Consider the following 15,883-nt stretch of genomic DNA (forward strand, 5'->3'; position numbering starts at 1 on the left):
GATCGCGTTCTCGGGGTCGGGGAGCATGTCCCGGGCGGCCCGGATGCTCTCGGGGGTGGCGACGGGTGGGCCGGCCGGCGACCCGGCCACGGACACGGGCGGTGTCCAGTCCCTCGCGGGTGCCGGAAACGATCAGCCCGCGGATGAACTCGGCGAGCGTGGCGAAGACGTGGAAGACGAGCCGGCCGCCAGGGGTGGTGTCCAGGCTCTCGTGCAGCGGGCAGAAGCCGATACCGCGGACGCGCAGCTCGCCGACCATGTTCAGCGACCGTGAACCGTCACTCGGCGTGCCGCCCATGGAAGTTGAGCCAGAACCTGAAGGCAGGGAGCGGGTGTCGGTGAGTGCCGGCATCGGTTCTCGATCGAGACGCCGGGAGATGCCGGTGAGAACCGGGAGCACGGTGTCGGCGTGTTGGTGGTCAGCGGCATGGTCCGGGCCGTGGATCTGGGAGCGGAGTTGGAGCTGTGACGGAAGTAGCGAAGGATCTACAGGATGCCGAGCCGGAACTCGACGGTCCGGGCCTGTGGCGTCAGCGAGATTTCATGCTGCTGTGGAGCGGCCAGACGGTCAGCGAGATGGGCTCGGCGGTCACCCAGATCGCGCTGCCGCTGCTCGCGGTCGTCGCGCTCAAGGCGAGCACGCTCGAGGTCGGGCTCCTGACCGCCGCCACCACGGCGGCGTTCGCGCTGATCGCGCTGCCCGCGGGTGCGCTGGTGGACCGTGGCGCCAAGCGTTCCATCATGATCGTCTGCAATGTTCTCCGCCTGGTGATCGTAGGCTCGGTCCCGGTGGCGGCGGCGTTCGGCGTCCTGACGATGGCTCAGCTGTACGTGGTCGCGGTGGCCGCGGGTGTGTGCACGGTGTTCTTCGACGTCTCTTACCAGAGTTATGTGCCGTCGCTGATCCGCACCGAGGAGCTGATGGCCGCCAACGGCAAGCTCGGGACGACCCAGGCGTTCGCGCAGTTCGGAGGACCGAGCCTGGGCGGTGGACTGGTCGGGGTGTTCGGCGCGGCGGGGGCGATGACGGCCGACGCGGTCTCCTACGCGATCTCGGTGCTGTCGATCCTCGGGATCAGGAAGCGGGAGGAGCCGCCACCGGCGCGGACGGCGGACGAGCCGCTGCGGCGCCGGATCGCCGAGGGGCTGAGGTTCGTCGTCGGGCACCGGATCCTGCGGAGGGTCGTGGCGTGCACGGGCACGGCGAATCTGTTCTCCGGGATGAGCTCGGCGCTGGCGATGGTCTTCCTCGTACGGGCGCTGCACGTGCGCCCCGCGCTGACCGGGCTGATCGTGGCGGGCGCGGCCATCGGCGGGATGGCCGGGGGCGCGTTCGCCGGCCGGCTCGCCAAGAAGATCGGCTCGGCGCGGATCATCTGGGTGTCGATACTGGTCCTCAGCGCGCCGCAGGTCATCGCGGCGGCCGCTTGGCGAGGCCGGGGAGTGCTGCTGTTCCCGCTGGGCTGGGGCATCGCGTACTTCGCCGCGATGGTCTACAACGTCGCACAGCTCAGCTACCGGCAGTCGGTGACACCGCCGGAGCTGATGGGCCGGATGAACGCGGCCGTCCGCTGGATCGTGTGGGGCACGTTGCCGCTCGGCGGCATCCTCGGCGGAGTACTCGGCACGCTGATCGGCATACGGCCCACACTCTGGCTGGCGTTCATCGGCTCCTGGGCGGCCGGCTGGTTCGTGTTCTTCTCCCCACTCCGCCACATGCGCGATGTTCCCCAACCCGCGCCTGCCCCCGCTGTCACGAGTTGACGGTGAGCGCGGGGTCGTCGCCGAGGCCTACGAAAACGGCATGGCCGAGGAGCCGGATCGCCCTGCTCGCCGGCTCCTCGGCCGGCGACCGAAGTCTCATCCGCGCTCGCGGAGGTACGCCTCCAGCTCTGCGGCCCCGGTCAGCATCGCCCGCCCGCGGGCGGACAGCCGGCCGTGCCAGTCGCGCAGTGCGGCCTCCAGCGGCTCCAGCCCGCCGGCCGCCCGTACCTGGGCGATCAGCGGGGCGATCTGCTCCAGCAGGTAGCCGCCCCGCCTGAGTTGGTGGGCCAGCCGGGCGTCCCGTACGTCGGCCTCGTCGTAGACGCGGTACCCGGTCCGCGGGTCGCGGTGCGGGCGCATCAGCCCGGCGCGCTCCCATTTGCGCAGTGTCGCGGGCCGGATTCCGAGCTTGTCCGCCAGCGGCCCGATGAACGTGCCGCCGGGCCCGGACACCGCGGCCGGCTCGGACCCCACACCGGGCTCGGGCGCCGTGGTGGGCTCCAGGTCGCGGAGGGCGCTCTCCACGGCCTGGAGGGTCTGCCGGTCGTCGAGGAGCTGGGCGTGGCTCTCGTCGATGAGGCGGAACGCCCCATCCACCGCGCCCTGGTTCACGGCCCGCATGATCGACGTCGCTGTCCGGTGGCCGTGGCCGGGCACCAGGGCAAGAAACACGCGCAGGGCTCTCGCGTGCAGCGAGGTATAGGTGCGGTAGCCGTGGGGTGTGCGACCGGCGGCCGGAAGGATGCCGGCCCCTTCGTAGTTCCTGATCGCCTGCGTGGACAGACCGTGCCCGCGCGCCAGATCAACCGGCCTGAGCCGACCACTGCTTTGAAGGTTTCTCCCCATGAAGCCGACGATATCGCGGAGAAGTTTCAACCGGAGGTTCAACGATACCGTTGAAGCCATGGCTACCGACATCAAGGACACCGCCCATGCCGTCGAGGCTGCCGCTGTCATGAGGCTGCTCCCGGCCCGGCCACTGCTGCTCGCCCTGGGCGAGCCCACCCACGGCGAGGACGCACTGCTCGACCTGCGCAACGAGCTCTTCCGTCAGCTCGTGGAGCAGGAGGACTACCGGACGATCGCGATCGAGAGCGATTGCATGATGGGCCTGGTCGTGGACGACTACGTCACCTCGGGCACGGGCACTCTCGACGAGGTCATGGAATGGGGAATCAGCCACGGCTGGGGCATCTCCGCGGCCAACCGCGAGCTCGTGCGCTGGATGCGCGCCTACAACGTCCGCGCCGACAACGACGGCCGGCCCGTGTCCGAGCGGCTCCGCTTCGCCGGTTTCGACGGCCCGCTGGAGATCACCCACGCCGCGAGCCCCCGTCAGGCCTTCACCGCACTCCACGACTACCTCGCGGCCCGGGTGGACGCGGACCTGCTCCCATGCACCGCGGGCACACTCGACCGCCTGCTCGGCACCGAAGAGCGGTGGACCGATCCTGCCGCGATGATGGACCCGTCCCGGTCCACGGGGCAGTCGGCCGAGGCCGGCCGACTGCGGCTGCTCGCCGACGATCTGGTGGCACTGCTCGACGCGCAGACGCCGCACCTGATCACGGTGACCTCGCGGGACGACCGGGACCGGGCGCGACTGTACGGGCGCACCGCCCTCGGTCTGCTGCGCTACCACCACTGGATGGCCGACACCTCACCGGCCCGCATGACCCGGCTGGTGGGCGTGCGGGACCAGATGATGGCCCACAACCTCCTCGCCGTCGCCGCTCGGGGCCCGGCACTCGTCCACGCCCACAACTCCCATCTCCAGCGGGAGAAGAGCACGATGCGGATGGGCGGGATGCCGCTGGAGTGGTGGAGCGCCGGTGCGCTGGTGAGCGCCCAACTCGGCGAGGAGTACGCCTTCGTGGCCACGGCCCTCGGCACGATCCGGCACCAGGGAGTGGACACGCCGCCGCCGGACACCGTCGAAGGACTCCTGTACGCGCTCCCGGAGGACCGCTGCGTCATCGACGCCCCGCGGCTGGCCACCGCCCTCGGCGACACGCGGCCCGCGCCCCGCGTGTCCCCCTGGTTCGGCTACGCCCCGTTCGACCCGGCCCACCTGCCGGACAGCGACGGCATCGTGTTCGTCAAGGACGTCCCGCAGAGCTAAGGGCTGTCACTAATCCCTGGCGGGCGCACGACGACAGCTACGGCACCTCGCTGCGTTGTCGGAACGCCCGAATACGCCCAGTAGGAGGACGCCCCTCCGCCTTGCGATGCACCGCATCCGACGCCGCGCGCTGATCCACCAGGGATCACGGGACAGCCCTTAGCTTGCGCCGTAACCTCTAGCTCCGTCCCATGCGCTGGAAGGGCATCGAATCCAGTGGTACGAGTGCCGTCGTCGCAACCCTTTGAGTCCAGTCGGCCGGTCCTGCCCATCGCCCACGGGAGCCGGCCCCAGGGCGGGGCGGCGCTGCGCAGGTCCGTGGGTGGAGCGCGTCTTGACCTGTCGGGTACCGAGGCGCTCCTGGCCCGCAGCGGCCGGACACGCTCCGGTCAGCGGGTGGCGAGCAGCTCGAGTGTGTCGATCACACGGTTCGAGAAGCCCCACTCGTTGTCGTACCAGGCGACCACCTTCACGTGCCGGCCGTCGACCCGGGTGAGGGCCGAGTCGAAGATCGACGAGGCCGGATTGCCCGTAATGTCGGAGGATACGAGCGGGAAGTCCGAGTACTCGAGGATGCCGGCGAGCGGCCCGTCCGCCGCGGCGCGGTACGCCGCCAGCACGTCTTCGCGCGTCACGTCACGGGCGACGGTCGTGTTGAGCTCGACGATCGAGCCCACCGGAACCGGCACACGGATCGAGTCGCCCGACAGCTTGCCTTCCAGGTTCGGCAGGACCAGACCGATCGCCTTGGCGGCGCCCGTCGTGGTCGGAACGATGTTGACCGCTGCAGCCCGGGCGCGACGGGCGTCACGGTGCGGACCGTCCTGAAGATTCTGCTCCTGCGTGTAGGCGTGCACGGTGGTCATGAAGCCGTGCTCGATCCCGGCGAGCTCGTCGAGTACCGCGGCCAGCGGTGCAAGCGCATTGGTCGTGCACGAAGCGTTGGAGACGATCGTGTGCACGGCCGGGTCGTACACGTCGGTGTTGACCCCGAATGCGAGCGTGACATCGGCACCGTCCGACGGAGCACTGACCAGCACCTTCTTCGCGCCCGCATCGAGGTGGGCGCGTGCGGCCTTGGCGGACGTGAAGCGGCCGGTCGCTTCGAGGACGACGTCGACACCGAGTTCGGCCCACGGCAGCTGCGCCGGTTCACGCTCGGCGAGCACCTTGATGCGACGGCCGTCGACAACGAGGGCGTCCCCGTCGGCGGTCACCGGGCGACCGAGCCGGCCGGCCGTCGTGTCGTAGGCGAGCAGCCGTGCGAGGGTGGCGGGCTCCGTGAGGTCGTTGACGGCGACGACCTCGAGGGTGCTGTCACGTTCGAGCAGCGCGCGCAGCACGTTGCGTCCGATGCGGCCGAATCCGTTGATGGCGATGCGAGTCATAAGTGATGTCCCTTCGGTTCGCCACCAGGCTCGCTCGCGACACCCGCCGGTGACAGTGGCGGGATCGCCACGGTTCAAAAGGATCGCGCCAGGCGGCGGGGCTACTCGCCCTGGGCGAAGGTGCGCCGGTACTCGCTCGGCGTGGTGCCGAGGATGCGATGGAAGTGCAGCCGCAGATTCGCACCGGTGCCGAGACCGACGTCGGCGGCGATCTGCTCGACGCTGCGCTGCGAACGCTCGAGCAGCTCGCGGGCCATGTCGATGCGGGCTCGCATGACCCACTGCATCGGTGTGTACCCGGTCTCCTCCACGAAGCGCCGTGAGAACGTGCGCGGCGAGACCGCTGCCTGCCGCGCCAGTACATCGAGGGTGAGGGGCTCATCGAGCCGGTGCAGCGCCCACTCGCGGGTGTCGGCGAACCGCTCACCGAGCGGCTCGGGCACACTGCGCGGCACATACTGCGCCTGACCGCCGCTGCGGTAGGGGGCTGCGACCAGTCGCCGCGCCGCGTGGTTCGATGCGGCCACCCCGAGGTCGCCGCGCAGAATGTGCAGGCACAGGTCGATGCCCGAGGCGGCGCCGGCCGACGTCAGCACTCCGCCCTCGTCGACGAACAGAACGTTCTCGTCGACCTGAACGAGCGGATGCTTCGCCGCCAGGGCCCGTGTGTAGTGCCAGTGCGTCGTGGCACGCCTGCCGTCGAGCAGGCCCGTCGCGGCGAGCGCGAAGGCGCCCGTCGAGATGGCGGCGAGCCGCGCGCCCCGGTCGTGGGCAGCGATCAGCGCGTCGACGACGGACTGCGGCGGATCGTCACGGTCCGGGAACCGATAGCCGGGGATGAAGACGATGTCGGCCCACGCAAGTGCGTCGAGGCCATGGGCGACGTGGTACGAAAGGCCGTCGCCACCGGTCACGAGACCAGGTGCCGCGCCGCACAACCGCACCTCGTACGGCATGCTCGCGCGCGTCGTGAACACCTGCGCGGGGATTCCGACATCGAGCGGCTTCGCACCCTCGAGCACAAGAACGGCGACGCGACGCAGGCGGGGGGCTGACACGGAGACAGGGTACGCAGGGGCGCGGGCCCGGTCAGGGTCGGGGACAGGGCGTCGGCGGCTTCGTTTCACCTGGTACGCGTCCACCGGATGGGCCAAGCCGTACCCGGGTGACGACCGGGTCCTCTCACCCGATGAGGTGCCGGGTCGCGACAACCCGCCGAAGGTGATCGGCGACTGATCGCCCGCTCGGTTCCAGGGGGCCGGTCGCCGGTTCCGGAGGGCGGCCGGCAACTCCGTCCGGTGCGGCATGAAGCGGAGCTGCGGCTGCGCTTAAGAAAACCTCGATGGACCTGGGGCGCGGGGTACGGCAGATTTCTCCGTGACGGCAGAGGATGGTGCGCGGCAGCCGATCACCGCGCGCGCTGCCCATGCCGTCCCCCCTTCTTCCCCGGGCCGCAGGCTGCCTCAGGCATGCCCCCGGCCCGGGGCAATCACCACGTACCACGTACAGGGAGCCGCAGCCGTGAAGGCACTCGTGAAGCACAAGGCCGAGCCCGGGCTCTGGCTGATGGACGTTCCCGAGCCGGAGATCGGCTCCTCGGACGTGCTGATCAAGGTGCTCCGTACCGGTATCTGCGGGACCGACCTGCACATCCGCAACTATGACGGCTGGGCCCAGCAGGCCGTGAAGACGCCGCTCGTCCTCGGCCACGAGTTCGTCGGCGAGGTCGCCGCGATCGGCGCCGACGTCGTCGACATCACCGTCGGCGACCTGGTCAGCGGCGAAGGCCACCTGGTCTGCGGAAAGTGCCGCAACTGTCTGGCCGGACGCCGCCACCTGTGCCGCTCCACCCTGGGACTCGGCGTCGGCCGCGACGGGGCATTCGCCGAGTACGTTGCGCTGCCCGCCTCCAACGTGTGGGTTCACCGGGTCCCCGTCGACCTCGACATCGCCGCGATCTTCGACCCGTTCGGCAACGCCGTGCACACCGCGCTGTCGTTCCCGCTGGTCGGCGAGGACGTCCTGATCACCGGCGCCGGACCGATCGGCATCATGGCCGCGGCCGTCGCCAAGCACGCGGGCGCCCGCAACGTCGTGATCACCGACGTCAGCGAGGCCCGGCTCGACCTGGCCCGGAAGGTCGGCGTCAGCCTCGCCCTCAACGTCGGCGAGCAGACCATCGCCGACGGTCAGCAGAAGCTCGGCCTGCGCGAGGGCTTCGACATCGGCCTGGAGATGTCCGGCCGCCCCGAGGCCATGCGCGACATGATCGCCAACATGACGCACGGCGGACGGATCGCCATGCTCGGACTGCCGTCCGAGGAGTTCGCCGTCGACTGGTCGCGCATCGTCACCTCGATGATCACGATCAAGGGGATCTACGGGCGCGAGATGTACGAGACCTGGTACGCCATGTCCGTACTGCTGGAGGGCGGCCTCGACCTCCACCCGGTGATCACCGGACGGTACGGCTACCGCGACTTCGAGGCGGCCTTCGACGACGCGGCGAGCGGACGCGGCGGCAAGGTCATCCTCGACTGGACCTCCTGACCACCCGTATCCAGCTATCGAGCCGGGAGACACCCCTCATGTTCGACTCCGTACGCGATGACATGCGCACCACCCTCGACGAGATCAAGGCCGCCGGACTCCACAAGCCCGAGCGCGTGATCGGCACCCCGCAGTCCGCGACCGTCGCCGTCACCGCGGGTGGCCGCCCCGGTGAGGTGCTCAACTTCTGCGCCAACAACTACCTGGGCCTCGCCGACCACCCCGACGTGATCGCCGCCGCCCACGAGGCGCTGGACCGCTGGGGCTACGGGATGGCCTCGGTCCGCTTCATCTGCGGCACCCAGGAGGTCCACAAGGAGCTGGAGCAGCGGCTCTCGTCGTTCCTCGGCCAGGAGGGCACGATCCTCTACTCCTCCTGCTTCGATGCCAACGGCGGCGTCTTCGAGACCGTCCTCGGCCCGGAGGACGCGGTCATCTCCGACGCCCTCAACCACGCCTCCATCATCGACGGCATCCGCCTCTCCAAGGCCAAGCGGTTCCGCTACGCGAACCGCGACATGGACGACCTGGAGAAGCAGCTCAAGGAGGCGTCCGGCGCCCGTCGCCGGCTCATCGTCACCGACGGCGTGTTCTCCATGGACGGCTACGTCGCCCCGCTGCGCGAGATCTGCGACCTGGCCGACCGGTACGACGCCATGGTCATGGTCGACGACTCGCACGCCGTCGGCTTCGTCGGCCCCGGCGGCCGCGGCACCCCCGAGCTGCACGACGTCATGGACCGTGTCGACATCATCACCGGGACCCTCGGCAAGGCGCTCGGCGGTGCGTCCGGCGGTTACGTCGCGGCCCGTGCCGAGATCGTCGCGCTGCTGCGCCAGCGGTCCCGCCCGTACCTCTTCTCCAACTCCCTCGCCCCGGTCATCGCGGCGGCCTCGCTGAAGGTCATCGACCTGCTGGAGTCCGCCGGTGACCTGCGCGAGCGGCTCAACGCCAACACCGCGCTCTTCCGTACCAGGATGACCGAGGAAGGCTTCGACATCCTGCCCGGCGACCACGCCATCGCCCCCGTCATGATCGGGGACGCGGCGAAGGCAGGCCGGATGGCGGAGCTGCTCCTGGAGCGCGGTGTGTACGTGATCGGGTTCTCGTACCCGGTGGTCCCGCAGGGCGCGGCACGCATCCGTGTGCAACTGTCCGCCGCGCACTCCACGGACGATGTGAACCGTGCAGTGGACGCGTTCGTCGACGCGCGGGCCGCGCTGACCGAGTAGGACCCCGCCGGAGGCCCGGGACCGGACGGTCCCGGGCCTCCGGCGATCCCGGCCTCCCCGCCCGGTCCCAGGACCCGGACATCCCGCGGGACCTGGGACAATGGATCGCATGATCGATGCACGGCGGCTGCGTATTCTCCGTGCGGTGGCCGACCACCGCACCGTGACCGCGGCAGCCGCCGCGCTGTATCTGACCCCTTCGGCCGTCTCCCAGCAGCTCGCCGCGCTGGAACAGGAGACCGGCCACCGGCTGGTCGACCGCAGCGCCCGGGGCGTCCGGCTCACCGCCGCCGGCGAGATCCTGCTGACCCACACCAACGCCGTCCTCGCCCAACTGGAACGGGCGGAGGCCGAGCTCGCCGCGTACAGCGCGGGGGACGCCGGCACGGTCACGGTCGCCGCGTTCGCCACCGGCATCGGTCTGGTGCTCGCCCCCGCGATCGCCGAGCTGACGCTCACCGCCCCCGGCATCCGGGTCCGGGTCCAGGACGCCGAGGGCGACGCGAGCGTGCCGATGGTGCTCGACCGGCAGGTGGATGTGGCGGTCGCCGTCGAATACCGGGGCGCGCCCGACGAGGACGACCGGCGGCTGACCCGGGTACCGCTCTACTCGGAGCCGTTCGACGCGGTGCTGCCGGTCGGCCACCGGCTGGCCGACCAGGACCAGGTGACGATCGCGGATCTGGAGAAGGACCCGTGGATCGGTCAGTATCCCGGCAACCCGTGCCATGACGTGGTGGTCCTGGCCTGCGAGTTCGCCGGCTTCCAGCCGAGACTCGAGCACTCCTCGGACGACTTCCGGGCGGTGGTGGCGCTGGCCGGGGCAGGGGCCGGCGTGGCACTGGTGCCGAGGTGGGCGCTGCGCGGCATGGACCTTGCGGGCGTGGTGGTCCGGCCGGTGGAGGGCAGCGCACCGACCCGACGGGTGTTCGCAGCGGTACGGCACGGTGCGGAGGGCCACCCACTGATCAGACCGGTGCTCGATGCTTTGCGGGGCGCGGCGGTGCGGTTGCCGGCGGGCTGACTCGGCGTGTGCTGTCCTCGATCGCCGGATGGGCTTGCACCGCTTCGTACGCGTAGTCGGCCACCGGCGTGCCGGCCCGCCACTTCGCGCGCTTCATCAAAGTCTTCGCCTCGCCACGTAGGACTCGGCCCAGGGTCTTTGAAGCCCTCAGGGGGTCAGGGCGCCGGCAGCGGAAGCAGCATGCATGTACTGGTGGCGTGAGCGAGCAGGCGGTCCTTCTCGTCGAGCAGTCGGGCCTCGGCGAGGGCGGTGCGGCGGCCGCCGCTGATGACCGTGCCGACGGCGCGGATCCTGCCGGTGTCGACGGTGACGGGGCGCAGGAACTTCACGGTCAGGTCGAGTGAGGTGTACCCCATGCCCGGCGGCAGGGTGGACTGCACTGCGCAGCCGGCGGCCGAGTCCAGCAGTGTGGCGTAGACCCCGCCGTGCACGCTGCCGATGGGGTTGTAGTGCTCCTCGCCCGGGACCAGCGAGAACACCACACGCCCGTGCTCGGCTTCGTCAAGAGTGATGTCCAGGGTGGCGGCGATCGGAGGGCCGGGCAGCCGTCCGGTGGCGATCTCGCGCAGGAACTCCAGACCCGTGGTCTGTCCGACGGCGGCCGCCGAGACCGCCGGGTCATCCCATTCGTATGTACGTGACCGTCCCATGCGGCTGATGCTCCTCATCTGGCTTTGTCCGATGAAGCTAGCTGTCGCTGCAGCTCACTGTCAATATCGAAGTCAGGCGGGCTACAATGACGGGATGAAGTGGCTGGAGATGAGCACGGAGAACTGCACGGTCCAGCGCACCCTCGACGTGGTCGGCGAGAAGTGGACGCTGCTGATCCTGCGTGACGCCTTCAACGGGGTGCGCCGCTTCGACGACTTCCGCCGGCATGTGGGGCTCTCGGAGGCGGTCCTGGCCGGCCGGCTCCGCAAGCTGGTCGCGGCCGGGGTCCTGCGGACCGTCCCGTATCAGGAGCAGGGCAGCCGGACCCGGCACGAATATCGCCTGACCCGCAAGGGCCGGGATCTGTGGCCCGTTCTCGTGGCGCTCAGGCAGTGGGGTGAGACCTACGTCGCCGATGCCGAGGGGCCGGTCCTGGACATCCGGCACAGTGATTGCGGCGCCCCGGTGCAGGTCGTGGTCGAGTGCTCCGGTGAGCATGCCGCGCTCACCCCGGCCGAGGTCACGGTCCTGCCCGGACCTGCGGCCAGGCCCCACGGCTGAGTGGCTGCAGGCGAGTTGATCCCTTCGTGGCGGTAGTCGGCACCTGCATTCCGATCCCCGGCCGCAACGACGGATTGATCCCGACTCGCCGGTGTCCGCGGCGGCGGCAGCATCTCGGGCCGGCTCACGCGGGCTGCAGCAGGTCCCAGCGGTTGCCGTACAGGTCCTCGAAGACCGCGACCGAGCCGTACGGTTCGTGGCGCGGTTCCTCCAGGAAGCGCACTCCCGCTGCCTGCATCCGCGCATGGTCGGCCGCGAAGTCCTCGGTGTGCAGGAAGAAGCCGACCCGGCCGCCGGTCTGTGCGCCGACGCGGCTCCGCTGGTCGTCGTCCTTCGCGCGGGCCAGCAGGAGCCCTGTTCCCTCTGCCGCGCCGCGCGGCCGGACGACGACCCAGCGGGAGCCGTCCTCGCGGTCGGTGTCCTCCAGGAGCTCGAAGCCGAGCGCGTCCGTGTAGAAGGAGATGGCCTCGTCGTAGTCGCGGACGACCAGGGTGACCAGGGCGATGTGTGACATGGCGGTTCCTCGAGGGTACGGAGTCTGGTTATACGTAACACTACCGAGGATGCCGCTCGTGCCGGAACAATGCGCCGCATGCAGACGAGTGACGTCGGTGAACTGCCGGCCCGCGCCCGCCGGCTCGCCGTCCCCGGCCGCCGCCGCATCCTCGGCATCGCGGGGCCGCCCGGCGCCGGGAAGTCGACGCTCGCCGAGCGGCTGGTCGACGGGCTCGGCGGGCTCGCCGTCCTCGTCCCGATGGACGGCTTCCATCTCGCGCAGGCCGAACTGGAGCGCCTCGGCCGCGCCGGCCGCAAGGGCGCCCCGGACACCTTCGACGCCGCCGGATACGCCGCCCTGCTCCGACGCCTGCGCACGCCCGGGGATCAGGGGCCCGTCTACGCCCCCGCCTTCGACCGCGCCCTGGAGGAGCCGATCGCCGGGGCCATTCCCGTACTCCCGGACATCCCGCTCGTCGTCACCGAAGGCAACTACCTCCTCCATGACGACGGGCCGTGGGCTCCGGTGCGGCGGCTGCTCGACGAGGTCTGGTTCCTGGATCTCGACCCGGACCTCCGGGTCCGCAGGCTCGTCGACCGCCATGTGCGGTTCGGCAAGCCCCGGTCGTACGCCGAGCGCTGGGTCGCCGAGTCGGACGAGTCCAATGCCCGGCTCGTCGACCGTGGCCGGGACCGCGCCGACCTCGTCGTACGACTGCGACCCGCCGTCTGACCCGCACTCGCGCCTGTCCCCGCCGCCGGGCAGGATGCTGTGTGCCGTATCGCTTCGCCAGGAGGTTCCGCATGTCCAGCCCGAACCAGCCCGTGCCGTTCATCGCCGACGACTACCGGGCGAGGATGGCGCGGGCCGCCGAGTCCGCCGCCGAAGCCGGGCTCGCAGGAGTCCTCGTCGCACCGGGCCCGGACCTCGTCCACCTCACCGGCTACCGGCCCGTGAACACCGAACGCCTCACTCTCCTCGTCCTCAGGGCGGGCGAGGACCCGGTGCTCGTCGTCCCCACCCTGGAGGCGCCGGACGCCGAGCAGGCCGTCGGCTCCCCGGCGCTGACCCTGCGCGACTGGACCGACGGCAAGGACCCGTACGCCGTGGCCGCCCCGCTGCTCGACGCGGACGGCCGGTTCGGGATCAGCGACAACGCCTGGGCGATGCATCTGCTCGGGCTGCAGCAGTTCCTCCCCGGCACCTCGTACGTCTCCCTCACCGAGGCCCTGCCGATGCTGCGGGCGGTCAAGGACGCGGCCGAGCTGGAACGGCTCGCCGCGGCGGGGGCCGCCGCCGACGCCACGTACGAGGAGATCCTGAAGGTCCGCTTCTCCGGCCGCAAGGAGACCGACGTCGCCGCCGATCTCGCCGCACTGCTCAAGCAGTTCGGGCACTCGCAGGTCGACTTCACCGTCGTCGGCTCCGGCCCGAACGGCGCCAACCCGCACCACGAGGCCGGCGACCGCACCATCGAGCGCGGCGACATGGTGGTGCTCGACTTCGGCGGCCTCAAGCACGGCTACGGCTCCGACACCTCCCGCACGGTCCATGTCGGCGAACCCACCGCCGAGGAGCAGCGGGTGCACGACATCGTGCGGGAGGCGCAGGAGGTCGGCTGCCGCGCCGTCCGGCCCGGCATCGCGTGCCAGGAGATCGACCGGGCGGCCCGCGCCGTCATCACCGAATTCGGTTACGGCGAGCGCTTCATCCACCGCACCGGCCACGGCATCGGCGTCACCACCCATGAACCCCCGTACATGATCGAGGGCGAGGAGCAGCTGCTGGTGCCCGGGATGTGCTTCTCCGTGGAGCCCGGGATCTATCTGCCGGGCCGGTTCGGCGTGCGCATCGAGGACATCGTGACCGTCACGGACGACGGTGGGCGGCGGCTGAACACCACCGCGCGCGAGCTGGCAGTCGTCGAGTAGCTCACGAGCCGCGCGGTTGCTGAGTCGCTCCAGGATCGCGTACGGATCGGCAGCGGGCGCGCGCTCGCCCCGTCGAGCCGCGCCGTCTGCTCGGCCGTCAGTTCCCGGCCCACGGCGCCGAGGTTGTCGGTCAGCTGCTCGACGGTACGGGCCCCGATGATCGGGGGGCGACCCCCGGACGTCCGAGCAGCCGGCGCAGCGCGACCGGGGCGGGTGTGCGACCGGCCTCCTCGGCGACGGCGACGACGGCGTCCACGACACCCCGGGTCTCCTCGTTGTCCCGGAGCCGCCAGTCGTCGCTCCCGTTCTCCTGCCGGACGGCGGCGCGGGGTCTCGACGCCCCACGTGTCCCGTTCCGTGTCCTGTGCCACGCCGCGTCAGTCGTCGGCGAGTACCACGCTCGACTCCGGCGGCAGATGCAGCAGCCCGTCCGCGTCCGGCGCCGCCACCGGTTCCCAGGCGGCGAGCACCCTGCCCATGCCGGTGCGGTTCCGTCCGCCGCCGAGTGGGATCATGGCCGGCTTCTCGTCGAGGTTGACCGCGATCCGCAGGTCGCCCCTGCGGTACGCCAGCCAGCGCCCCTGCTCGTCGTGGGCGGTCCGCACCGCGGCCAGATCCGGATCCGACAGATCGGGCATGGTGCGGCGCAGCGCGATCAGTTCGCGGTACCAGGCGTGGAGGCGGGCATGCGGTTCGCGTTCCGGTTCGGTCCAGTCCAGGCATGAGCGGTCGCGGGTGGCCGGGTCCTGCGGGTCCGGGATGTCGTCCGCCGCCCAGCCGTGCGCCGCGAACTCCCGCCGCCTGCCGTTGCGTACCGCCTCGGCGAGAGCCGGATCGGTGTGGTCGGTGAAGAACTGCCAGGGGGTGCGGGCTCCCCACTCCTCTCCCATGAACAGCATCGGGGTGAACGGGCCGGTCAGCACCAGTGCCGCCGCGCAGGCCAGCAGACCGGGGGAGAGCGTGGCGGAGAGCCGGTCGCCGAGCGCCCGGTTGCCGATCTGGTCATGGGTCTGCGCATAGCCGACGAAGCGGGTGGCCGGGGTGCGGACGGTGTCGACGGGGCGGCCGTGCGTGCGGCCGCGGAAGGCGGAGTACGTGCCGTTGTGGAAGAAGGCGCTGGTCACGGTCTTGGCGACGGCGGCCAGCGGGGCGGTGGCGAAGTCGGCGTAGTAGCCCTGGGACTCGCCGGTCAGGGCCGTGTGCAGGGCGTGGTGGAAGTCGTCGTTCCACTGGGCGTGCAGACCGATCCCGCCCTCCCCGCGCGGCGTCGTGGTGCGCGGGTCGCAGAGGTCGGACTCGGCGATCAGGGTCATCGGACGGCCGAGTTCCGCGGCGAGTGCGTCGACCGCCGTGGACAGCTCCTCCAGGAAGGTGAGGGCCCGGGTGTCGGCGAGGGCGTGGACGGCGTCGAGCCGCAGCCCGTCGAGCCGGTAGTCGCGCAGCCAGCCGAGCGCACTGCCGAGCAGATACGCGCGGACCTCGTCCGAGCCGGCGGCGTCGAGGTTGACCGCGGCGCCCCACGGCGTGTGGTGGGTCTCGGTGAAGTACGGGCCGAACGCCGGGAGGTAGTTGCCGGACGGGCCCAGGTGGTTGTGGACCACGTCGAGGACCACCGCAAGACCGAGCCCGTGCGCCGTGTCGACAAAGCGCTTCAGTCCGTCCGGGCCGCCGTACGGTTCGTGCACGGCCCACAGCGACACCCCCTCGTACCCCCACCCGTGAGTGCCGGGGAACGGGCAGACGGGCATCAGCGACACATGCGTGATGCCCAGCTCGGCGAGGTGCGGCAGGCGCGCCGCGGCGGCGTCGAAGGTGCCCTCCTCGGTGTACGTACCGATGTGCAGTTCGTACAGGACGGCGCCCGGCAGCCCACGCCCCGTCCACGCGGCGCGCCAGGGGTACGCCTCCTGGTCGACGACGGCGCTCTCGCCGTCCGGGCCGTCGGGCTGGCGGCGCGAACGCGGGTCGGGCAGCACGGGGCCGTCGTCGAGGACGAAGCCGTAGCGGTCGCCGTCCGCAGCCTCCGCATCGGCCGTCCACCAGCCCGTTCGTACCTCGTCACGCGTCATCGGCCGCAGCGCGCCCGCCAGTCGCAGGCCGACCGAGTCCGCCTCGGGTGCCCATACCTCGAACAGCATGCATCGCTCCTCGTCTCGTCGCCTCG

At 71.1% G+C, this 15,883-nt stretch carries 15 protein-coding genes and 1 pseudogene; 8 read left to right on the forward strand and 8 right to left on the reverse strand.

The genetic code is table 11. The features are described from left to right. Positions 1–142: 142 nt before the first annotated feature. Positions 143–352: pseudogene (locus ACIA8E_RS03735) on the reverse strand (hypothetical protein); the annotation flags it as partial. Between the two features lie 113 nt (positions 353–465). On the opposite strand from ACIA8E_RS03735, the gene ACIA8E_RS03740 reads away from it, so the two are divergent. Continuing rightward, positions 466–1,764 (forward strand): MFS transporter, encoded by a 1,299-nt coding sequence (locus tag ACIA8E_RS03740; RefSeq protein WP_399294040.1) that lies wholly within the window; start codon positions 466–468, stop codon positions 1,762–1,764. Between the two features lie 96 nt (positions 1,765–1,860). Here the strand turns inward: ACIA8E_RS03740 and ACIA8E_RS03745 are convergent, their stop codons facing one another. Next, positions 1,861–2,610 carry a TioE family transcriptional regulator gene (locus tag ACIA8E_RS03745; protein ID WP_399294043.1) on the reverse strand — a complete coding sequence of 250 codons (750 nt, stop codon included), beginning with the start codon at positions 2,608–2,610 and terminating at the stop codon, positions 1,861–1,863. A 58-nt stretch (positions 2,611–2,668) separates the two neighbouring features. Here ACIA8E_RS03745 and ACIA8E_RS03750 point away from each other — a divergent pair, with 58 nt between their 5' ends. Continuing rightward, complete coding sequence (locus ACIA8E_RS03750; RefSeq protein ID WP_399294046.1) at positions 2,669–3,886, forward strand: erythromycin esterase family protein; 1,218 nt, start codon at positions 2,669–2,671, stop codon at positions 3,884–3,886. Positions 3,887–4,275: 389 nt separating this feature from the next. Here the strand turns inward: ACIA8E_RS03750 and gap are convergent, their stop codons facing one another. Together gap and ACIA8E_RS03760 are read right to left on the reverse strand one after the other, a co-directional pair. Then, on the reverse strand, positions 4,276–5,274 hold the full coding sequence (gene gap / locus ACIA8E_RS03755; protein ID WP_399294049.1) for a type I glyceraldehyde-3-phosphate dehydrogenase: 999 nt from the start codon (positions 5,272–5,274) through the stop codon (positions 4,276–4,278). A gap of 101 nt (positions 5,275–5,375) precedes the next feature. Further along, positions 5,376–6,332: a GlxA family transcriptional regulator gene (locus tag ACIA8E_RS03760; RefSeq protein ID WP_399294052.1), complete on the reverse strand. Its 957-nt coding sequence runs from the start codon at positions 6,330–6,332 to the stop codon at positions 5,376–5,378. A 463-nt stretch (positions 6,333–6,795) separates the two neighbouring features. Between ACIA8E_RS03760 and tdh the strand changes: the two genes are divergently transcribed. The 3 genes from tdh to ACIA8E_RS03775 all read left to right on the forward strand — a co-directional run bounded on the left by tdh (position 6,796) and on the right by ACIA8E_RS03775 (position 10,080). Next, on the forward strand, positions 6,796–7,824 hold the full coding sequence (gene tdh, locus ACIA8E_RS03765; protein ID WP_399294054.1) for an L-threonine 3-dehydrogenase: 1,029 nt from the start codon (positions 6,796–6,798) through the stop codon (positions 7,822–7,824). Between the two features lie 38 nt (positions 7,825–7,862). Beyond that, positions 7,863–9,056, forward strand: coding sequence for a glycine C-acetyltransferase (locus tag ACIA8E_RS03770; RefSeq protein ID WP_399294056.1), 1,194 nt, complete (start codon positions 7,863–7,865; stop codon positions 9,054–9,056). Positions 9,057–9,165: 109 nt separating this feature from the next. Beyond that, a complete protein-coding gene (locus ACIA8E_RS03775) occupies positions 9,166–10,080 on the forward strand; it encodes a LysR family transcriptional regulator (protein WP_326817986.1) in 915 nt (304 codons plus the stop codon). Positions 10,081–10,235: 155 nt separating this feature from the next. Here the strand turns inward: ACIA8E_RS03775 and ACIA8E_RS03780 are convergent, their stop codons facing one another. Beyond that, a complete protein-coding gene (locus tag ACIA8E_RS03780; RefSeq protein WP_399294060.1) occupies positions 10,236–10,730 on the reverse strand; it encodes a PaaI family thioesterase in 495 nt (164 codons plus the stop codon). A 94-nt stretch (positions 10,731–10,824) separates the two neighbouring features. Here ACIA8E_RS03780 and ACIA8E_RS03785 point away from each other — a divergent pair, with 94 nt between their 5' ends. Next, a complete protein-coding gene (locus ACIA8E_RS03785) occupies positions 10,825–11,292 on the forward strand; it encodes a winged helix-turn-helix transcriptional regulator (protein ID WP_399294063.1) in 468 nt (155 codons plus the stop codon). Positions 11,293–11,416: 124 nt separating this feature from the next. Here the strand turns inward: ACIA8E_RS03785 and ACIA8E_RS03790 are convergent, their stop codons facing one another. After that, positions 11,417–11,806 carry a VOC family protein gene (locus ACIA8E_RS03790; RefSeq protein WP_399294066.1) on the reverse strand — a complete coding sequence of 130 codons (390 nt, stop codon included), beginning with the start codon at positions 11,804–11,806 and terminating at the stop codon, positions 11,417–11,419. Between the two features lie 78 nt (positions 11,807–11,884). On the opposite strand from ACIA8E_RS03790, the gene ACIA8E_RS03795 reads away from it, so the two are divergent. Further along, positions 11,885–12,520: a nucleoside/nucleotide kinase family protein gene (locus ACIA8E_RS03795; protein WP_399294069.1), complete on the forward strand. Its 636-nt coding sequence runs from the start codon at positions 11,885–11,887 to the stop codon at positions 12,518–12,520. A 71-nt stretch (positions 12,521–12,591) separates the two neighbouring features. Continuing rightward, on the forward strand, positions 12,592–13,719 hold the full coding sequence (locus ACIA8E_RS03800; RefSeq protein ID WP_399294072.1) for an aminopeptidase P family protein: 1,128 nt from the start codon (positions 12,592–12,594) through the stop codon (positions 13,717–13,719). Positions 13,720–13,849: 130 nt separating this feature from the next. Here the strand turns inward: ACIA8E_RS03800 and ACIA8E_RS03805 are convergent, their stop codons facing one another. Beyond that, positions 13,850–13,975, reverse strand: a complete 126-nt coding sequence (locus tag ACIA8E_RS03805) for a hypothetical protein (RefSeq protein ID WP_399294075.1) — start codon at positions 13,973–13,975, stop codon at positions 13,850–13,852. Between the two features lie 121 nt (positions 13,976–14,096). After that, a complete protein-coding gene (treZ, locus tag ACIA8E_RS03810; protein WP_399294078.1) occupies positions 14,097–15,857 on the reverse strand; it encodes a malto-oligosyltrehalose trehalohydrolase in 1,761 nt (586 codons plus the stop codon). Positions 15,858–15,883 lie beyond the last annotated feature (26 nt).

It is taken from the genome of Streptomyces sp. NPDC051664 (assembly GCF_044453545.1).
In the GTDB taxonomy this organism is placed as follows: domain Bacteria; phylum Actinomycetota; class Actinomycetes; order Streptomycetales; family Streptomycetaceae; genus Streptomyces.